Here is a 15,146-nt window from a genome sequence, read left to right on the forward strand (position 1 = left end):
GTTCTCCCTAGGAGGTTGGGTCAAGCGGTCTCGTCTATGTAGACGTACCTGTCTACATGGACGCAACCGTACGACATGTAGACAGAGTTGTCCACCAGAACTCATGACTATGTGGACAGAACTGTCTACTATGGCGGTGTGAGCATCTCTGAGACTCTTGATCCGCCGGTTGATGTGCCGACCTTGCCGGCTCGGGACCGGATTCTGGCGACCGCGTATCGACTGTTCTACCGCCACGGAATCCGAGCTACCGGCATCGACAAGGTGATCGCCGAAGCCGGCGTCACCAAGGTGACCTTCTATCGCCATTTCCCGAGCAAGGACGCACTGATACTGGCGTTCTTGGATCTACGACATCGCCGTTGGATGGACTGGTTTGTCGATGCGCTTGCCCGCCACGCTGCCGGCAGTCGGCGCCGGGTCGCCGTGGTCGCTGCGGTCGAGGAATGGCTGACGGCGGACTCCTTCCGGGGGTGCGCCTTCATCAACAGCGTCAATGAGATCGGCCCCGAACTGCCCGAGGTCTATGCCATCGCCACTCGCCACAAGGCGGATATGGTCGCCGCGATCAAGGCGACGCTTCCGCCGGGTCCGAACCGTACCCGGACGGCACAGGCTCTCGGCGTGGCAATCGATGGTGCCGTTGTGCAGGCGCAGTGCCAGCGTGACGCAATACCGGCGGTGCGAGCGTTGACGACGATCGCGTCAACGCTGCTGAAGGATGCGTGAGACGAACCGCCACGCACGAATAGACGCTCCCTTATTCGCCGCTCGGACAGGTACCGGCGGCCTCCCGGAGCACCCGCGCCGACGGGGCGTCGACGGGCAGGCCGTACCCGCGCAGCACCGCGGAGAACTGGACCGCGTACTGACACCAGAACGCCCGGTTCGGCGGCATCCACACTGCGGGCTCGCTGTCCCCCTTGTCCTGGTTGGTCGGCCCGTCGACGGCCAGCAGATTCGCCGGGTCGTTGGCGAATCGCAACCGTAGTTCGTCAGACCAGTTGCGGGCACCGAGATCCCAGGCCAGCGCGAGCGGGACGATGTGGTCGATCTGCACCGACGCGCCGATCTGGTTGCCGCGCACGAACGCGATGGTGGCATTGGTGTAGGGATCGATCAGCGTGCCGGTCGCGACCGCAGTGGGACAGCGGGTGATCGGCACGTAGGTCTTCTCGACCAGATCCCGGTCCAGGATGTCGTTGCGGGTGTCGCAGCCGTTGTGTCCACCGGGAGCGTCATTGTCATCGTCCCAGGAATCGCCAAACGCGTCGCGGCGGTAGTCGTAACCGGGTACCCGTACCGGGATCTCGACCACCCCGGCCAGCACATCGACGCCCGCAGCGATCGTCGGGGTATCGGCCTGCGCAACGTAGCGCGCCGAGCCGGCGCCGGGCTCGGTGTTGACCTGCACGGCCACCACAACCGCCAGCGCGACACCGGCACCCAACAGGCCGATCCGCTTCACGACTTGTCCAGGTACTGCACCCGATCGGAGTCGGAGAACGGCGCTGCCAGCACATCCAGACCGGGTTGATGCGGGTTGTCCAGGTATGCGGCTTCGCAGAAGCTGCGGGCATCCTGGATGATCCCGAGGTGGTCGGCCAGTGACAGGAATCGCAGCGTGGTGAGACGCCCGGACTGGTTGTAGCCCAACACATCTCCCTCCTGACGTTCCTGCAGGTCGAGGTCAGCCAGGGCGAATCCGTCCAGCGTGCCCGCCACGGCCCGCAACCGCTCACCGGCCTTGGAGCTCTCCGGCATCCTGGTTACCAACAAACACAGGCTCGGATGCTGGCCGCGCCCGATACGCCCCCGCAACTGGTGGAGCTGGCTGATACCGAACCGGTCGGCGTCCATCACCACCATCATGGTGGCATTGGGCACGTCCACGCCGACCTCGATGACGGTGGTGCAGATCAGCACATCGATCTCGCCGGCCCGGAACGCGGACATCACCGCGTCCTTCTCTTCGGGTGCCAGTCGGCCGTGCATCAAACCGAGCCGCAGGCCGGCCAGCGGACCGGTGCGCAGTCGTTCCAGCACCTGCAGCACGGTGACCGGCGGTGGTCCGTGTTCGTAGGCGTTCTTCTTGTCGGGTTCCTCGTCGATGCGCGAGGCCACCACGTAGGCCTGACGGCCTGCGGCCACCTCCTCGATGATGCGCGCCCACGCCCGGTCCAGCCAGGACGGTTTGTCCTTGGTGAACACCACATTGGTGGTGATCGGCTGGCGTCCGCGTGGCAGTTCACGCAGTGTCGAGGTTTCCAGATCGCCGAACACCGTCAGCGCGATGGTGCGCGGGATCGGTGTCGCCGTCATCACCAGCAGGTGCGGAGTGATCCCACCGCTGGCTTTGGCGCGCAACCGGTCCCGCTGTTCCACACCGAACCGGTGCTGCTCATCCACCACCACCATGCCCAGCCGATGGAACTCCACCGACTCCTGGATGATCGCGTGCGTACCGACCACGATTCCTGCTGTGCCGGAATAGATCTCGTCGCGCGCCTGGCGTTTCTGCTGTGGTGACATCGACCCGGTGAGCAGTGTGACGGCGGTCGCGCCGTCCGCGGCTCCCAGCTCACCGGCCATCGCCAGCGGCCCCAATACCTGGCGGATAGAGCGATAGTGCTGAGCGGCCAGCACCTCGGTGGGCGCCAACAGCGCGCACTGCAGACCGGCGTCGACCACCTGCAGCATCGCCAGCACCGACACGATGGTCTTGCCGGAACCGACCTCGCCCTGCAGCATCCGGTTCATCGGGCGGGACTTGCCGAGTTCGCCGGAGATGACCTCGAGCACCTCGCGCTGCCCGCCGGTCAGCTCGAACGGCAGCTGTTTCTGCAGGGCGGCTGCCAATCCGTCCGCGCGCAGCGGTGCCGCCGGCCCCGTCTCACCGAGCTCACCGTAGCGCCGGCACACCAGCGCCCACTGCAGACCAATCGCCTCGTCGTAGGTCAGCCGCTCCTGCGCCGCCGCCCGCTCGACGGCGTTCTCCGACACGTGCACCCCGCGCAGCGCCTTGTCCTCGGACATCAAATTCCACTGCTGCAGAAAGCTTTTCGGCAAAAGTTCGGGAATCGGGTCGAGCACGGCCAGCACCTGGCAGATGCAGGCGTAGATGTCCCAGCTCTGCAGCTTCTTCGTCGCCGGGTAGATCGGGAAGAACTCACGCTCGAAAGCGGCCAACACATCGGAGCCGGACTCCCCGGAGGCGTCGGCGATCTTCTTGAACGACCGGGTCCCGATGGTGCGCCCACCCGGCGCCCCGATGACCAGGAACGCCGGATGCGACAGCTGAACCGTCTTCCTGAAGTAGCCGATCTCACCGGAGAGCATGACCCTGGTGCCCTCGGTGAGGCTGCCGATCAGATAGTCGGCGTTGAAAAAGGTGGCGGTGATGGGCGGGTTCCGGTCGCCGAGGGTGACCCGCAGGAGCTTGCGGGGCCGCTTGCCCGGCTGCGGTTTCATCTGGCGGACCTCGGTGGCGGTGATGACATCGACGAAGGTCACGTGGGTGCCCTCCTCGAGTTCGATCTCTTCGCCCTCCTCGCGGACATTCATGCCGTCGCTGTACTTGCGCGGGTAGTGGCGCAGCAGGTCATTGACGGTACGGATGCCGAAGGCTTCCTCGAGCTTGTCCGCGGCCTTGGCGCCGACGATGGGCGAGAGCAGATCGTTGAGCGCAACCACGGTTCACTCCACCCCGATCAGCAGCGCATCGCCGCCGTGGTCGGTGCGATAGCTGACCAGTTCGGCACCCAGATGCTGCTGGCGGATATGATCGCGCAACCGTTCCCCCACCTTCTCCTCGACACCCGCGCCGATCAGCACGGTCACCAGTTCGCCGCCCGCGGCGAGCAGGAGGTCGATCAATCCGGCGCCGGCCGCAGCCACGTCACGCCCGACGATCAACACCTCGTCGCCTGAGATAGCCAGTCCGTCACCGGGTTTACAGTGACCCGCCCAGGTCAGCGCGTCCTCGGTGGCCACCCGCACCGACCCGTGCCGGGCACCGGCGGCGGCACGGGCCATCGTGTACCCATCGTCGACCCCGTGCCGGGCCGCGTCGTGCACGGCCAGCGCCGCCAGCCCCTGCACCATCGACGCGGTCGGCACCGGGACCACCTCGATACCCCATCCGGTCGCCGCCGTGCAACCGGCGACCAATTCCTCGGCGGCGACGAAGCCGTTGGGCAGCACCATGATCTGCGCGGCATCGGCGTCGACGAGCGCACGCAGCAACCGTTGCGCACTGATCGGTGCGCCGTCGTGCGGTCGCAGCACCCGGGCACCCTCCCCGACGAACAGGGCCTCCGCGCCGTCGCCGTCGACCACGGCGAGCACCGCCCGGTCGCGGCCGGCGCCGTGCCCGGGACGGGCGCCGCTGAGCGCGGTGATCTGGATATTGCTGGGCGTGCCGACGGCAAGGCCCGCCTCGACAGCGGCCCCCGCGTCGTCGGTGTGCACGTGTACCGACTGGGTGCCGCCGCGGCCCGCCGTGATGGCCACCGAGTCGCCGAGGGCGGCCAGCGCGGCACGCAAGCCCTCCACGGCCTCGGGCCGGCAACCGTCGAGCAGATACATGACCTCGAACTGCGGCGGCGCGGCCGAACCGAGGGCCGATTCGACGGTTCCGGCGGCCGGTTCGTAGGCGTGCCGCCGCGGCGCGGTGCCCACCAGGGTGGCGGTCAGCGCGTCGAGCAGAACCAGCAGACCCCGGCCGCCGGCGTCGACCACACCCGCCTCGGCGAGGACATCGAGTTGGCCGGTGGTGCGTTCCAGGGCCGTGACGGCCGCTGTCGCGGCGGCGGCCACGACGGTGGCGATATCGGCGGGGTCGGCGGCGCACTGCTCGGCGGTGTCGGCCGCCGCGCCGAGAACCGAGACGATGGTCCCGGGTACCGCCTCCCCCATCGAGGCCACCACCAGCGCCTCGGCGCACCGCAACGCCGCGGCGAACTCCGCTCCGCCAACGTCGGCCAGTTGTCGTTCCGCGGTGACGTCGGCCAGGCCGCGCAGGATCTGGGACAGGATCACCCCGGAGTTGCCGCGGGCGCCGCGAAGCGCGCCGTCGGCCAGGCAGCCGGTCACCGCGACCAGGTCGAGGCCGTCGCGCCCCTCGAGCGCCGCGACCGCCGCGCGCATGGTGAACAGCATGTTGGTGCCGGTGTCGGAGTCGGCGACCGGGAAGACATTGAGACGGTTGATCTCGTCGGTGTGGGTGATGAGGTGCCCGACGGCGGTATGGGCCCAACGTCGCATCGCGGGTGCGTCGAGCCGTGCAGCCGACATCTACACCTCCTGAAGCGTCGCACCAGCCGTGCGGGCCACAATAGTCACCGTGGCCGACAGCGCGGCCGCTGCTGCACAGGTTGTGGACAACATCGCCGAGCGCAGTGCACCCTGAGCGAGCGGAGCGAGCGAACCATCAGCACCGAACGCGGCCTGTGAGCCTGCGAACAGGGTGCGTTTTGGAGATCCGTTCACCGGGCCGGTATCCTGGTCCAGTTGTCGGGTCACCCGCTTTTTGGTCGTTGGCCCCCAAGTACTGATACGAGGAGTTCTAGACATGGCTGCCGTGTGCGATATCTGCGCTAAGGGCCCCGGCTTCGGCAAGTCGGTGTCGCATTCCCATCGCCGGACCAACCGTCGCTGGAACCCGAACATCCAGACCGTCAACGCCGTGACCCGCCCCGGCGGCAACAAGCAGCGCCTGAACGTCTGCACCTCCTGCTTGAAGGCCGGCAAAGTCGCACGCGGCTAGTTCCGCCTCGTCGTTAGCTGAATCTGCACCATATCGGCGTGTCCATCGAGCTGGCGGATCACGGTTCACCACTGGCTATGTCTAGCCGAGGAGTCATTCCCGCAGCGCACCGACCAAGCCATGCACCGACCAAGCGGGTCTGCTGCGCGATCAGGTGACAGTTTCGGTCACGCGGCCTGACTGGCCGGTGTGGTCATGATTGCTTCGAATTCGATCGGGGTCAACCGCCCGAGACCGGACTGGCGTCGGCGGCGACGATAAGTCCGTTCGATCCAGGTGACGATCGCGATCCGCAGCTCTTCCCGGGTCGCCCAGCGACGACGATCCAGAACGTTCTTCTGCAGCAGGCTGAAGAAGCTCTCCATGGCGGCATTGTCGCCGGCGGCCCCGACGCGGCCCATCGATCCGACCATCTCGTAGTGGCCGAGTACGTGGACAGATCTCCTCGACCTGAATTGAGATCCACGGTCGGTGTGGACTATGCATCCGGCGACATCACCGCGACGGGCCACCGCGCTGTGCAGGGCCCGCGTGGCGAGCCGGGACTTCATCCGGGAGTCGATCGAGCACCCGATGATCCGGTTGGAGAAGACATCCTTGATCGCGCAGAGATAAAGTTTGCCTTCATCGGTTTGATGTTCGGTGATGTCACTGAGCCACAATTGATTTCGGGCATCAGCGGTGAAGTCGCGCTCGACAAGATCGTCGCGCGCCGGCGGCCCGACTTTGCCGTTCTTGCCGCGCTTTTTGCCGAACACGCTCCACAGTCGGTTCTGCGAGCAGATTCGCCAGGCGGTGCGCTCGGCCATCGGTTCGCCGGCCTCGCGGGCCTCTTCCACGAGGTAGCGGTAGCCGAACTCCGGATCGTCTGCGTGTGCGTTGACCAGCGCATTGGTGCGGTAGGCCTCGATGAGTTCGGCGTCGGTGACGGGGTCGGCCAACCAGCGGTAATACGGTTGGCGGGAGAGCTTGAGTAACCGGCACGTCACGCGACGGGGATCCCGTCGCCGGCCAGCTCTTTCACGAGCGGGTAGACCCTTTTCCCGGCAGATTGGCCTGCGACAGATATGCCGCAGCCCGGCGCAGCACCTCCTTCTCCTGCTCGAGCAACCGATGGCGGCGACGAAGTTCGCGCAGCTCAGCCGACTCGCCGGTGGACTTGCCGGGCTTGGCGCCTTCGTCGATGTCGGCCTGGCGCATCCACTTGTGCAGCGTCATCGGGTGCACCCCGAAATCAGTGGCGATCTGCTCGATCGTCACACCGTCATCACGGTTGCGGGCCACGCGCAAGACATCGTCGCGGAACTCGCGGGGATAGGGCCTTGCCATGGGGACATCCTTCCAGCCCACCCGTCGCGGGCAAGCCAACTCAGATGTCACCTATTCGTGCAGCAAGCCCTTCTGCCACGGATCAATCTGTCAGGTGTATGACGTTGAAACTGACGCTAACACCACGCGGATCCGCCCGAAGGCCTAATGGGACCTCATTCCGAGGGCGCTCAGATGACGAATGAGCGTGTGGCTTCATGTCTGCCAAATAAGCGGTTCGACAGGACATGCGGCCGGGCACACGTCCCCACTTGAGGCCCTTTTATTGGAACGTGAAGTATGCGCATACAAGTTCAAAACCCTCCCGTTTTGGCACGTCTTTAGACCACCGCGCCACATTGGTGAGGTAGGTTGTGCGAACCGTTGCTGATGCGCTAAGGGGCCGAGTATGGGTTCGCATTCCTTCTGGAGGAAAGTTGCAGTGGCCCTCGGAGTGCTTGCGGTACTAGCAGGCACGATATCGATCTACTCATCCGAAGTGGTAGCAAAGCCACGCCCCATGCCCTTTATCTCTGATTTCCGGACTGTTGCGGTGGGGATTGACGACCCCAATTCTTTCACCGGTATGACTTGGGGTATTCCGCCCATGTTTCAATTCGAACCACATTCCAACCTTAGCTGGACAGTCAGCTTTTCAGCGGGCATTCACTTGCCAAGCGCAGACACAAATCTGCAGGACCTCCCCCCGATCATCGTCGCGATGCCCCTGTTCGTCACCGACTGCCAGGCGGGACCTCAGGTTGCATACGACTCAAACGGAGGAATCCGCACACTCGACACCTATAACTCGCAGATCAGCAGGCGACCTTACGACGGCGACAACATTCTGTACGAAATCCGCCCTATCTCGAAAACGTCAGACCGGCGAACAGACCGCTTGATGGCACGCTATGAAATCCGATGCGAAACAAGAGACTTCAACACGACACCAGCCGGGATCGCTGCTGAGAACTTCGAACTCGCGTACCTTCCGCGTCGTGCCGCGGAGGCCGGCCTGACACCCGGACTCGGGGGCCTCGAACCTGGCTTTGGGGTCAGCCTATCGCCTTACACCCACGGCAACGGCGAGTCCGACGACGTCGTGATTGACATCGCTGGACTTGATCCGACACCGGCTGGGATTCAAGATCGCACTGCATTTTGGCATATCGTCCGCAACAATGAACTCGCTGTACGCGGTTCAATCGCACAGAGGTGGATCGCCACCGCAGACGCTTGGCAAAAGTGGGTGTTCATCGGCCTCGGCGGAGCGTTCTTAGGAGCATTGCTCGCTACGGTAATCCCCGCCCACCCGGGCGGCAAACGCGAAAGCTAATTGGTCGGTCAACCTCACGATGATTGCAGGAGTCTACTTTGTCCAATTGCTCCAAAGGTCACCAGTACTTGGCGAGGGGCGAAAGGTCAGTACCGCGGTAGAACAGGGCTCGTCGGGCCCTTGCAGACCGACCTCAAACGAGACTCGACGCTGCTTCAGGGCAGACGCCAGTCGATCGGTTCGGCTCCGAGCTGCGTCAGCAGTTCGTTGGCGCGGCTGAACGGCTTCGATCCGAAGAAACCGCGCGATGCCGACAGCGGCGACGGATGCACCGATTCGATACAGGCGCATCCGCCCTCGGTCAACATCGGTTTCAGCGTCTGCGCATCGCGCCCCCACAGCACCGCCACCAGCGGTTGCGGCCGCGCGACCAAGGCCCGGATGGCGCACTCGGTGACCGCCTCCCAGCCCTTGCGGCGATGCGAGGCCGGTTCCCCCGGGCGCACCGTGAGCACCCGGTTCAGCAGCATCACTCCGCGCTGCGCCCACGGGCTCAGATCCCCGTTCGCGGGCACCGGGTAGCCGAGGTCGGCGCCGTACTCGGTGAAGATGTTGACCAGGCTGCGCGGCACCGGGCGCACGTCCGGGGCCACCGAGAAACTCAACCCGACGGCATGACCGGGTGTCGGGTACGGGTCCTGGCCGACGATGAGCACCCGCACCGCCTCGAACGGAAACGTGAACGCCCGCAAGACGTTCTCACCCGCGGGCAGATACTGGTGACCGGCGGCCAACTCGGCACGCAGGAACTCCCCCAGTTCGGCCACCTGCGGTGCCACCGGCTCGAGCGCACGCGCCCAACCGGGTTCGACGAGATCTGTCAGCGGGCGTGGTGTCACGAGGCCCAAAACTAGCGTGCCGCCCGTTCAGTACGACTGCCAGCCCGCGTTTCCCGACCAGGACTCACCGTCGACGTACACCGCCGCCCGTCCGTCCAGTACCCGGCCGATCACCCGCCAGCCCCGCGGTACCGCACCGGGGAACGTGGCCACCAGCGCGTGATCCTCACCGCCGCCGAACACCCACTCCCAGGCGTCGACGCCGGTCGCCACCGCGGCACCGGACAGCGCATCGTGGTCCGCACCCAACGCCTCCCGCGACAGATCGATGACGACCCCCGACGCGGCGGCGATATGACCGAGGTCGGCCAGCAGACCGTCGGACACATCGGTCATCGAGGTGGCGCCGGCATCGGCGGCGACACGCCCCTGACCATACGGCGGCTTCGGCACCAGGTGCTGCGCACGCAATGCAGTGGGTTCACGTATTCCGTTGAGCCACAACGCATATCCCGCACCGGACCGACCCAGGTCACCCGCGACCGCGACCGTGTCACCGGGCTGGGCGCCGTCGCGGCGCACCGGTGCGCGGCCGCCGAGATCACCGAGCACCGTCACCGACACCACCCACAGCGGAGCGCTCACCAGATCGCCGCCGGCGATACCGGCGCCGCAGCGGCGAGCCTCGTCCCACAAGCCGTCCGACAACGCCTGAGCCGCCGCCACCGCGGTGTCCGGGGGCGCACCGAAGGCCACCACGAACGCCGTCGGGGTCGCACCCATCGCCTCGACATCCGCGGCGTTCTGCGCGATCGCCTTGCGGCCGATGTCATGCGCCGTCGACCAATCCAGCCGGAAATGCCGGTCCTGCACCAGCATGTCGGTGGACACCACGGTGCGCCCGTCGGCGGCGGTGATCACGGCCGCATCGTCGCCGGGTCCCAGCGCCACCGCATCGGGTTGGTGGCGGCCCGCGTTGATCGCGTCGATGACGCCGAACTCACCGAGCTGTGCCAACGTCGGCTCGTTGTCGCTCATCTCACCGTCCTGCGTCGGGGTTCCTGGCCTGAACACTCCCGCGACCTGCGGTACGTTTGGTCCCTGCGGCGACGAGTCTATGCAGCGGAAACGGAGGGCACACCCAGTGGTGGAGGCATTCATGCTGATTCAGACCGAGGTGGGCCGCGCCGAGGTCGTCGCCAAACAGCTGGGCGGCCAACCCGGGGTGCAGTCCGCGGAATACGTGACCGGACCCTATGACGTGGTGGCCCGGGTCGGTGCCGCTTCCGCGGACGAGCTCCAGCGCGACGTGGTGTCCAAGGTGCAGCAGGTGCCCGGAATCACCCGGACCCTGACCTGCCCGATCGCCGCGACGGCGCATCCCTAGAGTTACCGGTGTGACACAGCCCGATGAGCAGGACGGCCCACCCCGGTCGCTGATCATCGCGGCGGTCGGAGTGGCGGTCGCGGCTGTGATCGTGGTGCTCACCTTCGCCGCGACCCGGCAGGCCGCCCCGCCGGAGAAACCGGTGGCCATCGCCGCCGCCCCCGCCCCGCAGGCCGACAGCCCGCCGTGCGCGGCCCTGCTGGCGGCGCTGCCCGAGCATTTGGGTGATTATCGGCGCGCGCAGGCCGTCGAGCCGGTGCCCGCCGGCGCGGCCGCGTGGCAGGCCGATCCCGATGCCGACGCGGTCATTCTGCGGTGCGGCCTGGACCGGCCGGCCGATTTCGTGGTGGGCACCCCGCTGCAGGTCGTCGACGACGTGCAGTGGTTCGAGGTCAACGCCTATGGCGTCAGCACCTGGTTCGCCGTCGACCGGGGCACCTACGTCGCGCTCACGCTGCCGTCGGGGTCCGGGCCGACGCCCATCCAGCTCATCTCCAAGGCGATCGCGAAGACCATGCCCGCCCAGCCGCTGGATCCCGGGCCGCCACGCTAGCGCTAGCGCAGCCCGGTGCCGCGGGCCACCGCGGTGTCGACCATCGTCGCCAGCAGCGTCGGGTAGTCCACCCCGCTGGCCGCCCACATCCGCGGGTACATGGAGATGGTGGTGAAGCCGGGCATCGTGTTGATCTCGTTGATCACCGGGCCGTCGTCGGTGAGGAAGAAATCCACCCGGGCCAGACCCTGACAATCGATGGCGCGGAACGCTCTGATCGCCAGCGCGCGCAGTTCATCGGCGATCTCGTCGTCGACCTTGGCCGGCACGTCGAGTTCCGCGGCGTCGTCGAGGTATTTGGTGGCGAAGTCGTAGAAGGTGTCCTCCCGGTCGCGGACCCCGGCCACCCGGATCTCGCCGATCTCGCTGGCTTCCACCCGCCCGTCCGGGAACTCCAGGACACCACATTCCAGTTCGCGTCCGAGGATGGCGGCCTCGACGATGACCTTCGGGTCGTGCCGGCGGGCATCGGCGATCGCGGCGTCCAGCTGATCCCAGGCGGTGACCCGGTTGACCCCGATCGAGGAGCCGCCGCGGGCGGGTTTGACGAACACCGGCAGGCCGAGGCGCTCCCGGTCGTCCAGCGCGACGGTGTCCTGCCGGGCCCGCAGCACCACGTGGTCACCGATCGGCAGCCCATCGGCCACCAGCAGCTTCTTGGTGAATTCCTTGTCCATGCCGGTGGCGCTGGCCAACACCCCGGCCCCGACGTAGGGCACCCCGGCGAGTTCGAGCAGGCCCTGGATGGTGCCGTCCTCGCCGTAGGGGCCGTGCAGCACCGGGAAGACGACGTCGACGGCGGCCAGCACCTCACCGGCACCCTCGCCGAGGGACAGCAGTTCGCCCTTGCGCACCGGGTCCGCAGCCAGCGCCAGCGCGGCACCGTCGGCCACGTTCGGCAGCTCACCGGCGGTGATCGCCAGGGTTTCGGGTTTCCCGTCGGTCAGCACCCAGGACCCGTCCGGGGTGATGCCGACGGCGACCACCTCGAATCGTTCGGGGTCGAGATTGCGCAGGATGCTTCCTGCCGAAACACAGGAAATCCCGTGCTCAGAACTGCGTCCGCCATAGATGACGGCGACACGGGTACGGGCACTCACAACCTGCAGAGGCTACCGGCTCGAACCCGCGATCGGCTTCCCAGGGGATCGGCTCAGGCCAGCGCGCGCTCGATATCGGCGACGATATCGTCGGTGTCCTCGATACCCAGAGAGATCCTGGCGAAGCCGGCGGGCACCGGGTCCCCCCACCGCGCACGACGGTCGACACAGGTGTGGATACCGCCGAAGCTGGTGGCCGCCACCAGCAGCGCACTGCGCTCCACCAGTTGGTGAACGGCGTCGGCGTCGGCCAGTTCCACCGACACCAGGCCGCCGAAGCGCCGCATCTGTTCGACGGCGATCGGGTGCGACGGATCCTGCGGCAGGCCCGGGTAGCGCACCGCACGCACCGCGGGATGATCGCGCAGCATCAGCGCCACAGCCTGGGCATTGCGGCACTGCCGGTCGATGCGCAGCCCGGCGCTGCCCAGGCTGCGCAGCACCAACCACGCCTCGAACGTGCCGAGCACCGGACCGGCCAGCAACCGGTCGCGTTCCACGGCGGCCAACAGGGCCGGGTGCGAGCCCGCCACATAGCCGGCCAGCAGATCACTGTGCCCCGAGAGCGCCTTGGTGGCGCTGGCGACGACCAGGTCCGCACCCAGTGACAGCGGTTGCAGTCCCAGCGGGGTCGCGGTGGTGTTGTCGACCACCAGGACCGCACCGCGGGAACGACAGGTGGTGGCCAGCCGGTGCAGGTCCACCACGTCCAGGGTCGGATTCACCGGGGTCTCGGCAAGCACCACATCGGCGTGTTGGGCCGCCTCGCACATCTGCGTCGCGGCGGCCTCCACGACGGTGACACCGAGCGGTGCCAGGTATTCCGCGGCGTAGCGGCGCACCTGGTAGTAACCGTCGGCGGGGACGACCAGGGTGGCGCCCGGTTTGGCCAGCACGCGCAGCGCCGCGGTGATGGCGCCCATCCCGGAGCCGAAGGTGAGCGCCCAGGAGGCGCCCTCCAACTCGGCCAGCGCCGATTCCAGCTGCCGCCAGGTCGGATTCGACATCCGCCCGTAGGTGTCCAGCGGTTCTGACTCGTCCGGGGACAGATGGAACGCCGAGGCCGGAACCGGCACCGGCGCCACCGGTGTGCCGGGAACTGCGTGCGCACCAACAGCATTCACGGTGCGGGTGGAGTCTCCGAAAACATCCATGCTGATCTCCCGTCGCTTCGCTCGCCCCGGGTGGCGTTCACTCCGGCTTCGTGCTGCGCCCGAGCAGCAACATCACGGCCTGTTCGACGGACAGACCGCGATGACAGACCTGGTGGACCGCATCGGTGAGCGGCATCTCCACGTCGTAACTGGACGCCAAGGCCAACACCGACTGACACGATGTGGCGCCCTCGGCGACGTGTCCCTGCGCGGCACGCAAGGCGGACTCCATCGATCCGCCCTGTCCCAACCGCATCCCGAAGGTCCGGTTGCGCGACTGCGGCGAGGTACAGGTGGCGACCAGGTCTCCGACACCGGCCAATCCCGCCAGGGTTGCACCCTTGGCGCCCAGAGCGATTCCCAGCCGCATGATCTCCGCGAGTCCGCGGGTGATGATGGCCGCGGAGGTGTTCTCACCAAGCCCGACCCCGGCGGCCATGCCGCACGCCAGGGCGATGACGTTCTTGCACGCGCCGCCGATCTCGGCACCGATCACATCGGCGTTGGTATACGGGCGGAAGTAGGCGGTCGACAGCGCGCGCTGCAGCGCCACCGCCCGGCCGGAGTCGGTGCACGCGACCACCGTGGCGGCCGGCTGCTCGTCGGCGACCTCCTTGGCCAGATTCGGCCCGGTGACCACGGCGACCCGGGCCGGGTCGGCGCCGGTCACCTGGGTGATCACCTGACTCATCCGCATCAGGGTGTCCAGTTCGATGCCCTTGGCCAGACTCACCAGGGTGGCGTCGTGGCCGATCAGGTGCTTCCAGGATTCCAGGTTGGAGCGCATCGTCTGGGACGGCACGCCCAGCAGTACGGTGCAGGCTCCCTCGAGCGCTTCGGCGGCATCGCCGGTGGCCCGGATTCCGGCGGGCAACGGGGTGTCCCCGAGGTAAGCCGGATTGCGGTGCGTCGCATTGATCTCATCGGCGAGCTCGGCCCGACGGGTCCACAGCGTCACGCTGTTACCCGCGTCGGCAAGCACCTTGGCCAGCGCTGTTCCCCACGCACCGGCTCCCATTACTGCGGCTTCGACCACGGCTCAACCCTAGCTGCCCCGCGACGACTGGCAGGATGGCGGATATGAAGGGCAGCAGCGCGCAGCCGGAGGTCGGTGTGCTGATCGCGGTGAAGCGGCTGGCCGCGGCCAAGACACGGCTGGCGCCGGTGCTCTCGGCATCGGCGCGGGAGAGTCTGGTGCTGGCCATGTTGGTGGACACCGTCAGCGCGGCGTCGGCCGTGGCGGCCGTGAGTTCGATCACCGTGGTGACCCCGGATCCGGGAGCGGCGGCGGCCGCCCGCGAGCTCGGCGCGCGGGCTCTGATGGACCCTACCCCCGACGGACACCCCGACCCGTTGAACAACGCGCTCGGTGCCGCGGAAGAGGCCACCGGCCTGGCCAACGTCATTGTCCTGCAAGGCGACCTGCCGGCGCTGAGATCCGATGAACTGGCCGGTGCGCTGGCCGCCGCGCGTCGGTTCCCGCGCAGCTTCGTCAGCGATCGGCACGGCACCGGCACGTCGGCACTCTTCGCGTTCGATACGCCACTGGACCCGCGATTCGGCGCGGAATCCACACGCCGCCATGCCGATTCGGGTGCGGTCGAGTTGACCGGAGGATGGCCCGGGTTGCGCTGCGACATCGACACCCCCGACGATCTCGCCACCGCGCTGCGGCTGGGCCTCGGCCCGGCGACCCACCGGGTGGTCGGCGATCTGGCATCCACGGGTAGCGACGGCTGAGCGCGATGTGCACTGGAATGCT

General features: G+C 67.3%; 15 protein-coding genes and 1 pseudogene. 6 read left to right on the forward strand and 10 right to left on the reverse strand.

The features are described from left to right. Positions 1-111: 111 nt before the first annotated feature. Positions 112-729, forward strand: a complete 618-nt coding sequence (locus A7U43_RS20275) for a TetR/AcrR family transcriptional regulator (RefSeq protein ID WP_231963362.1) — start codon at positions 112-114, stop codon at positions 727-729. A gap of 31 nt (positions 730-760) precedes the next feature. Here the strand turns inward: A7U43_RS20275 and A7U43_RS20280 are convergent, their stop codons facing one another. The 4 genes from A7U43_RS20280 to A7U43_RS29775 are packed head-to-tail and all read right to left on the reverse strand — an operon-like array spanning position 761 to position 5,523. Further along, positions 761-1,468, reverse strand: coding sequence for an HNH endonuclease family protein (locus A7U43_RS20280; protein WP_067998808.1), 708 nt, complete (start codon positions 1,466-1,468; stop codon positions 761-763). Continuing rightward, entirely contained in the window at positions 1,465-3,693 is a 2,229-nt protein-coding gene (recG, locus tag A7U43_RS20285; protein WP_067998810.1) for an ATP-dependent DNA helicase RecG, read from the reverse strand. Before recG ends, A7U43_RS20280 begins: the two co-directional genes overlap by 4 nt. A 3-nt stretch (positions 3,694-3,696) precedes the next feature. Further along, a complete protein-coding gene (locus A7U43_RS20290) occupies positions 3,697-5,295 on the reverse strand; it encodes a DAK2 domain-containing protein (RefSeq protein ID WP_067998812.1) in 1,599 nt (532 codons plus the stop codon). Further along, positions 5,296-5,523: a hypothetical protein gene (locus tag A7U43_RS29775; RefSeq protein WP_156525971.1), complete on the reverse strand. Its 228-nt coding sequence runs from the start codon at positions 5,521-5,523 to the stop codon at positions 5,296-5,298. Positions 5,524-5,572: 49 nt separating this feature from the next. On the opposite strand from A7U43_RS29775, the gene rpmB reads away from it, so the two are divergent. Next, positions 5,573-5,767, forward strand: coding sequence for a 50S ribosomal protein L28 (gene rpmB, locus A7U43_RS20295; RefSeq protein WP_057166329.1), 195 nt, complete (start codon positions 5,573-5,575; stop codon positions 5,765-5,767). Between the two features lie 167 nt (positions 5,768-5,934). On the opposite strand, the pseudogene A7U43_RS20300 reads toward rpmB, so the two are convergent. Further along, positions 5,935-7,096, reverse strand: a pseudogene (locus tag A7U43_RS20300) (IS3 family transposase). A gap of 388 nt (positions 7,097-7,484) precedes the next feature. On the opposite strand from A7U43_RS20300, the gene A7U43_RS20310 reads away from it, so the two are divergent. Continuing rightward, positions 7,485-8,411, forward strand: coding sequence for a hypothetical protein (locus A7U43_RS20310; protein ID WP_156525972.1), 927 nt, complete (start codon positions 7,485-7,487; stop codon positions 8,409-8,411). Between the two features lie 155 nt (positions 8,412-8,566). Here A7U43_RS20310 and A7U43_RS20315 read toward each other — a convergent pair whose 3' ends face one another. Then, on the reverse strand, positions 8,567-9,250 hold the full coding sequence (locus A7U43_RS20315; RefSeq protein WP_067998821.1) for a uracil-DNA glycosylase: 684 nt from the start codon (positions 9,248-9,250) through the stop codon (positions 8,567-8,569). Between the two features lie 27 nt (positions 9,251-9,277). Next, entirely contained in the window at positions 9,278-10,228 is a 951-nt protein-coding gene (locus A7U43_RS20320; protein WP_067998823.1) for a thiamine-phosphate kinase, read from the reverse strand. A gap of 106 nt (positions 10,229-10,334) precedes the next feature. On the opposite strand from A7U43_RS20320, the gene A7U43_RS20325 reads away from it, so the two are divergent. Next, positions 10,335-10,577, forward strand: a complete 243-nt coding sequence (locus tag A7U43_RS20325; RefSeq protein ID WP_067998826.1) for an Lrp/AsnC family transcriptional regulator — start codon at positions 10,335-10,337, stop codon at positions 10,575-10,577. A gap of 10 nt (positions 10,578-10,587) precedes the next feature. Next, positions 10,588-11,130 carry a DUF3515 domain-containing protein gene (locus A7U43_RS20330; protein WP_067998828.1) on the forward strand — a complete coding sequence of 181 codons (543 nt, stop codon included), beginning with the start codon at positions 10,588-10,590 and terminating at the stop codon, positions 11,128-11,130. Between the two features lie 2 nt (positions 11,131-11,132). Here the strand turns inward: A7U43_RS20330 and A7U43_RS20335 are convergent, their stop codons facing one another. Genes A7U43_RS20335 through A7U43_RS20345 form a run of 3 tightly spaced genes read right to left on the reverse strand, consistent with a single transcriptional unit; the run spans position 11,133 to position 14,402 of the window. After that, positions 11,133-12,230: a D-alanine--D-alanine ligase family protein gene (locus A7U43_RS20335; RefSeq protein ID WP_067998830.1), complete on the reverse strand. Its 1,098-nt coding sequence runs from the start codon at positions 12,228-12,230 to the stop codon at positions 11,133-11,135. A gap of 53 nt (positions 12,231-12,283) precedes the next feature. After that, a complete protein-coding gene (locus A7U43_RS20340; protein WP_067998831.1) occupies positions 12,284-13,384 on the reverse strand; it encodes a cystathionine gamma-lyase in 1,101 nt (366 codons plus the stop codon). A 37-nt stretch (positions 13,385-13,421) separates the two neighbouring features. Beyond that, entirely contained in the window at positions 13,422-14,402 is a 981-nt protein-coding gene (locus tag A7U43_RS20345) for an NAD(P)H-dependent glycerol-3-phosphate dehydrogenase (RefSeq protein WP_156526157.1), read from the reverse strand. Positions 14,403-14,464: 62 nt separating this feature from the next. Here A7U43_RS20345 and cofC point away from each other — a divergent pair, with 62 nt between their 5' ends. Continuing rightward, positions 14,465-15,124 carry a 2-phospho-L-lactate guanylyltransferase gene (cofC, locus tag A7U43_RS20350; protein ID WP_067998836.1) on the forward strand — a complete coding sequence of 220 codons (660 nt, stop codon included), beginning with the start codon at positions 14,465-14,467 and terminating at the stop codon, positions 15,122-15,124. Positions 15,125-15,146: the final 22 nt, after the last annotated feature.

Origin of the sequence: Mycobacterium adipatum (assembly GCF_001644575.1) — a bacterium.
Taxonomy (GTDB): Bacteria; Actinomycetota; Actinomycetes; order Mycobacteriales; family Mycobacteriaceae; genus Mycobacterium; species Mycobacterium adipatum.

Coding starts and splice junctions, on each gene's coding strand:
- A7U43_RS20340 (WP_067998831.1), bottom strand. CDS start 13,384: ATGGATGTTTTCGGAGACTCCACCCGCACCGTGAATGCTGTTGGTGCG.
- rpmB (WP_057166329.1), top strand. CDS start 5,573: ATGGCTGCCGTGTGCGATATCTGCGCTAAGGGCCCCGGCTTCGGCAAG.
- A7U43_RS20320 (WP_067998823.1), bottom strand. CDS start 10,228: ATGAGCGACAACGAGCCGACGTTGGCACAGCTCGGTGAGTTCGGCGTC.
- A7U43_RS20345 (WP_156526157.1), bottom strand. CDS start 14,402: ATGGGAGCCGGTGCGTGGGGAACAGCGCTGGCCAAGGTGCTTGCCGAC.
- cofC (WP_067998836.1), top strand. CDS start 14,465: ATGAAGGGCAGCAGCGCGCAGCCGGAGGTCGGTGTGCTGATCGCGGTG.
- A7U43_RS20290 (WP_067998812.1), bottom strand. CDS start 5,295: ATGTCGGCTGCACGGCTCGACGCACCCGCGATGCGACGTTGGGCCCAT.
- A7U43_RS20310 (WP_156525972.1), top strand. CDS start 7,485: ATGGGTTCGCATTCCTTCTGGAGGAAAGTTGCAGTGGCCCTCGGAGTG.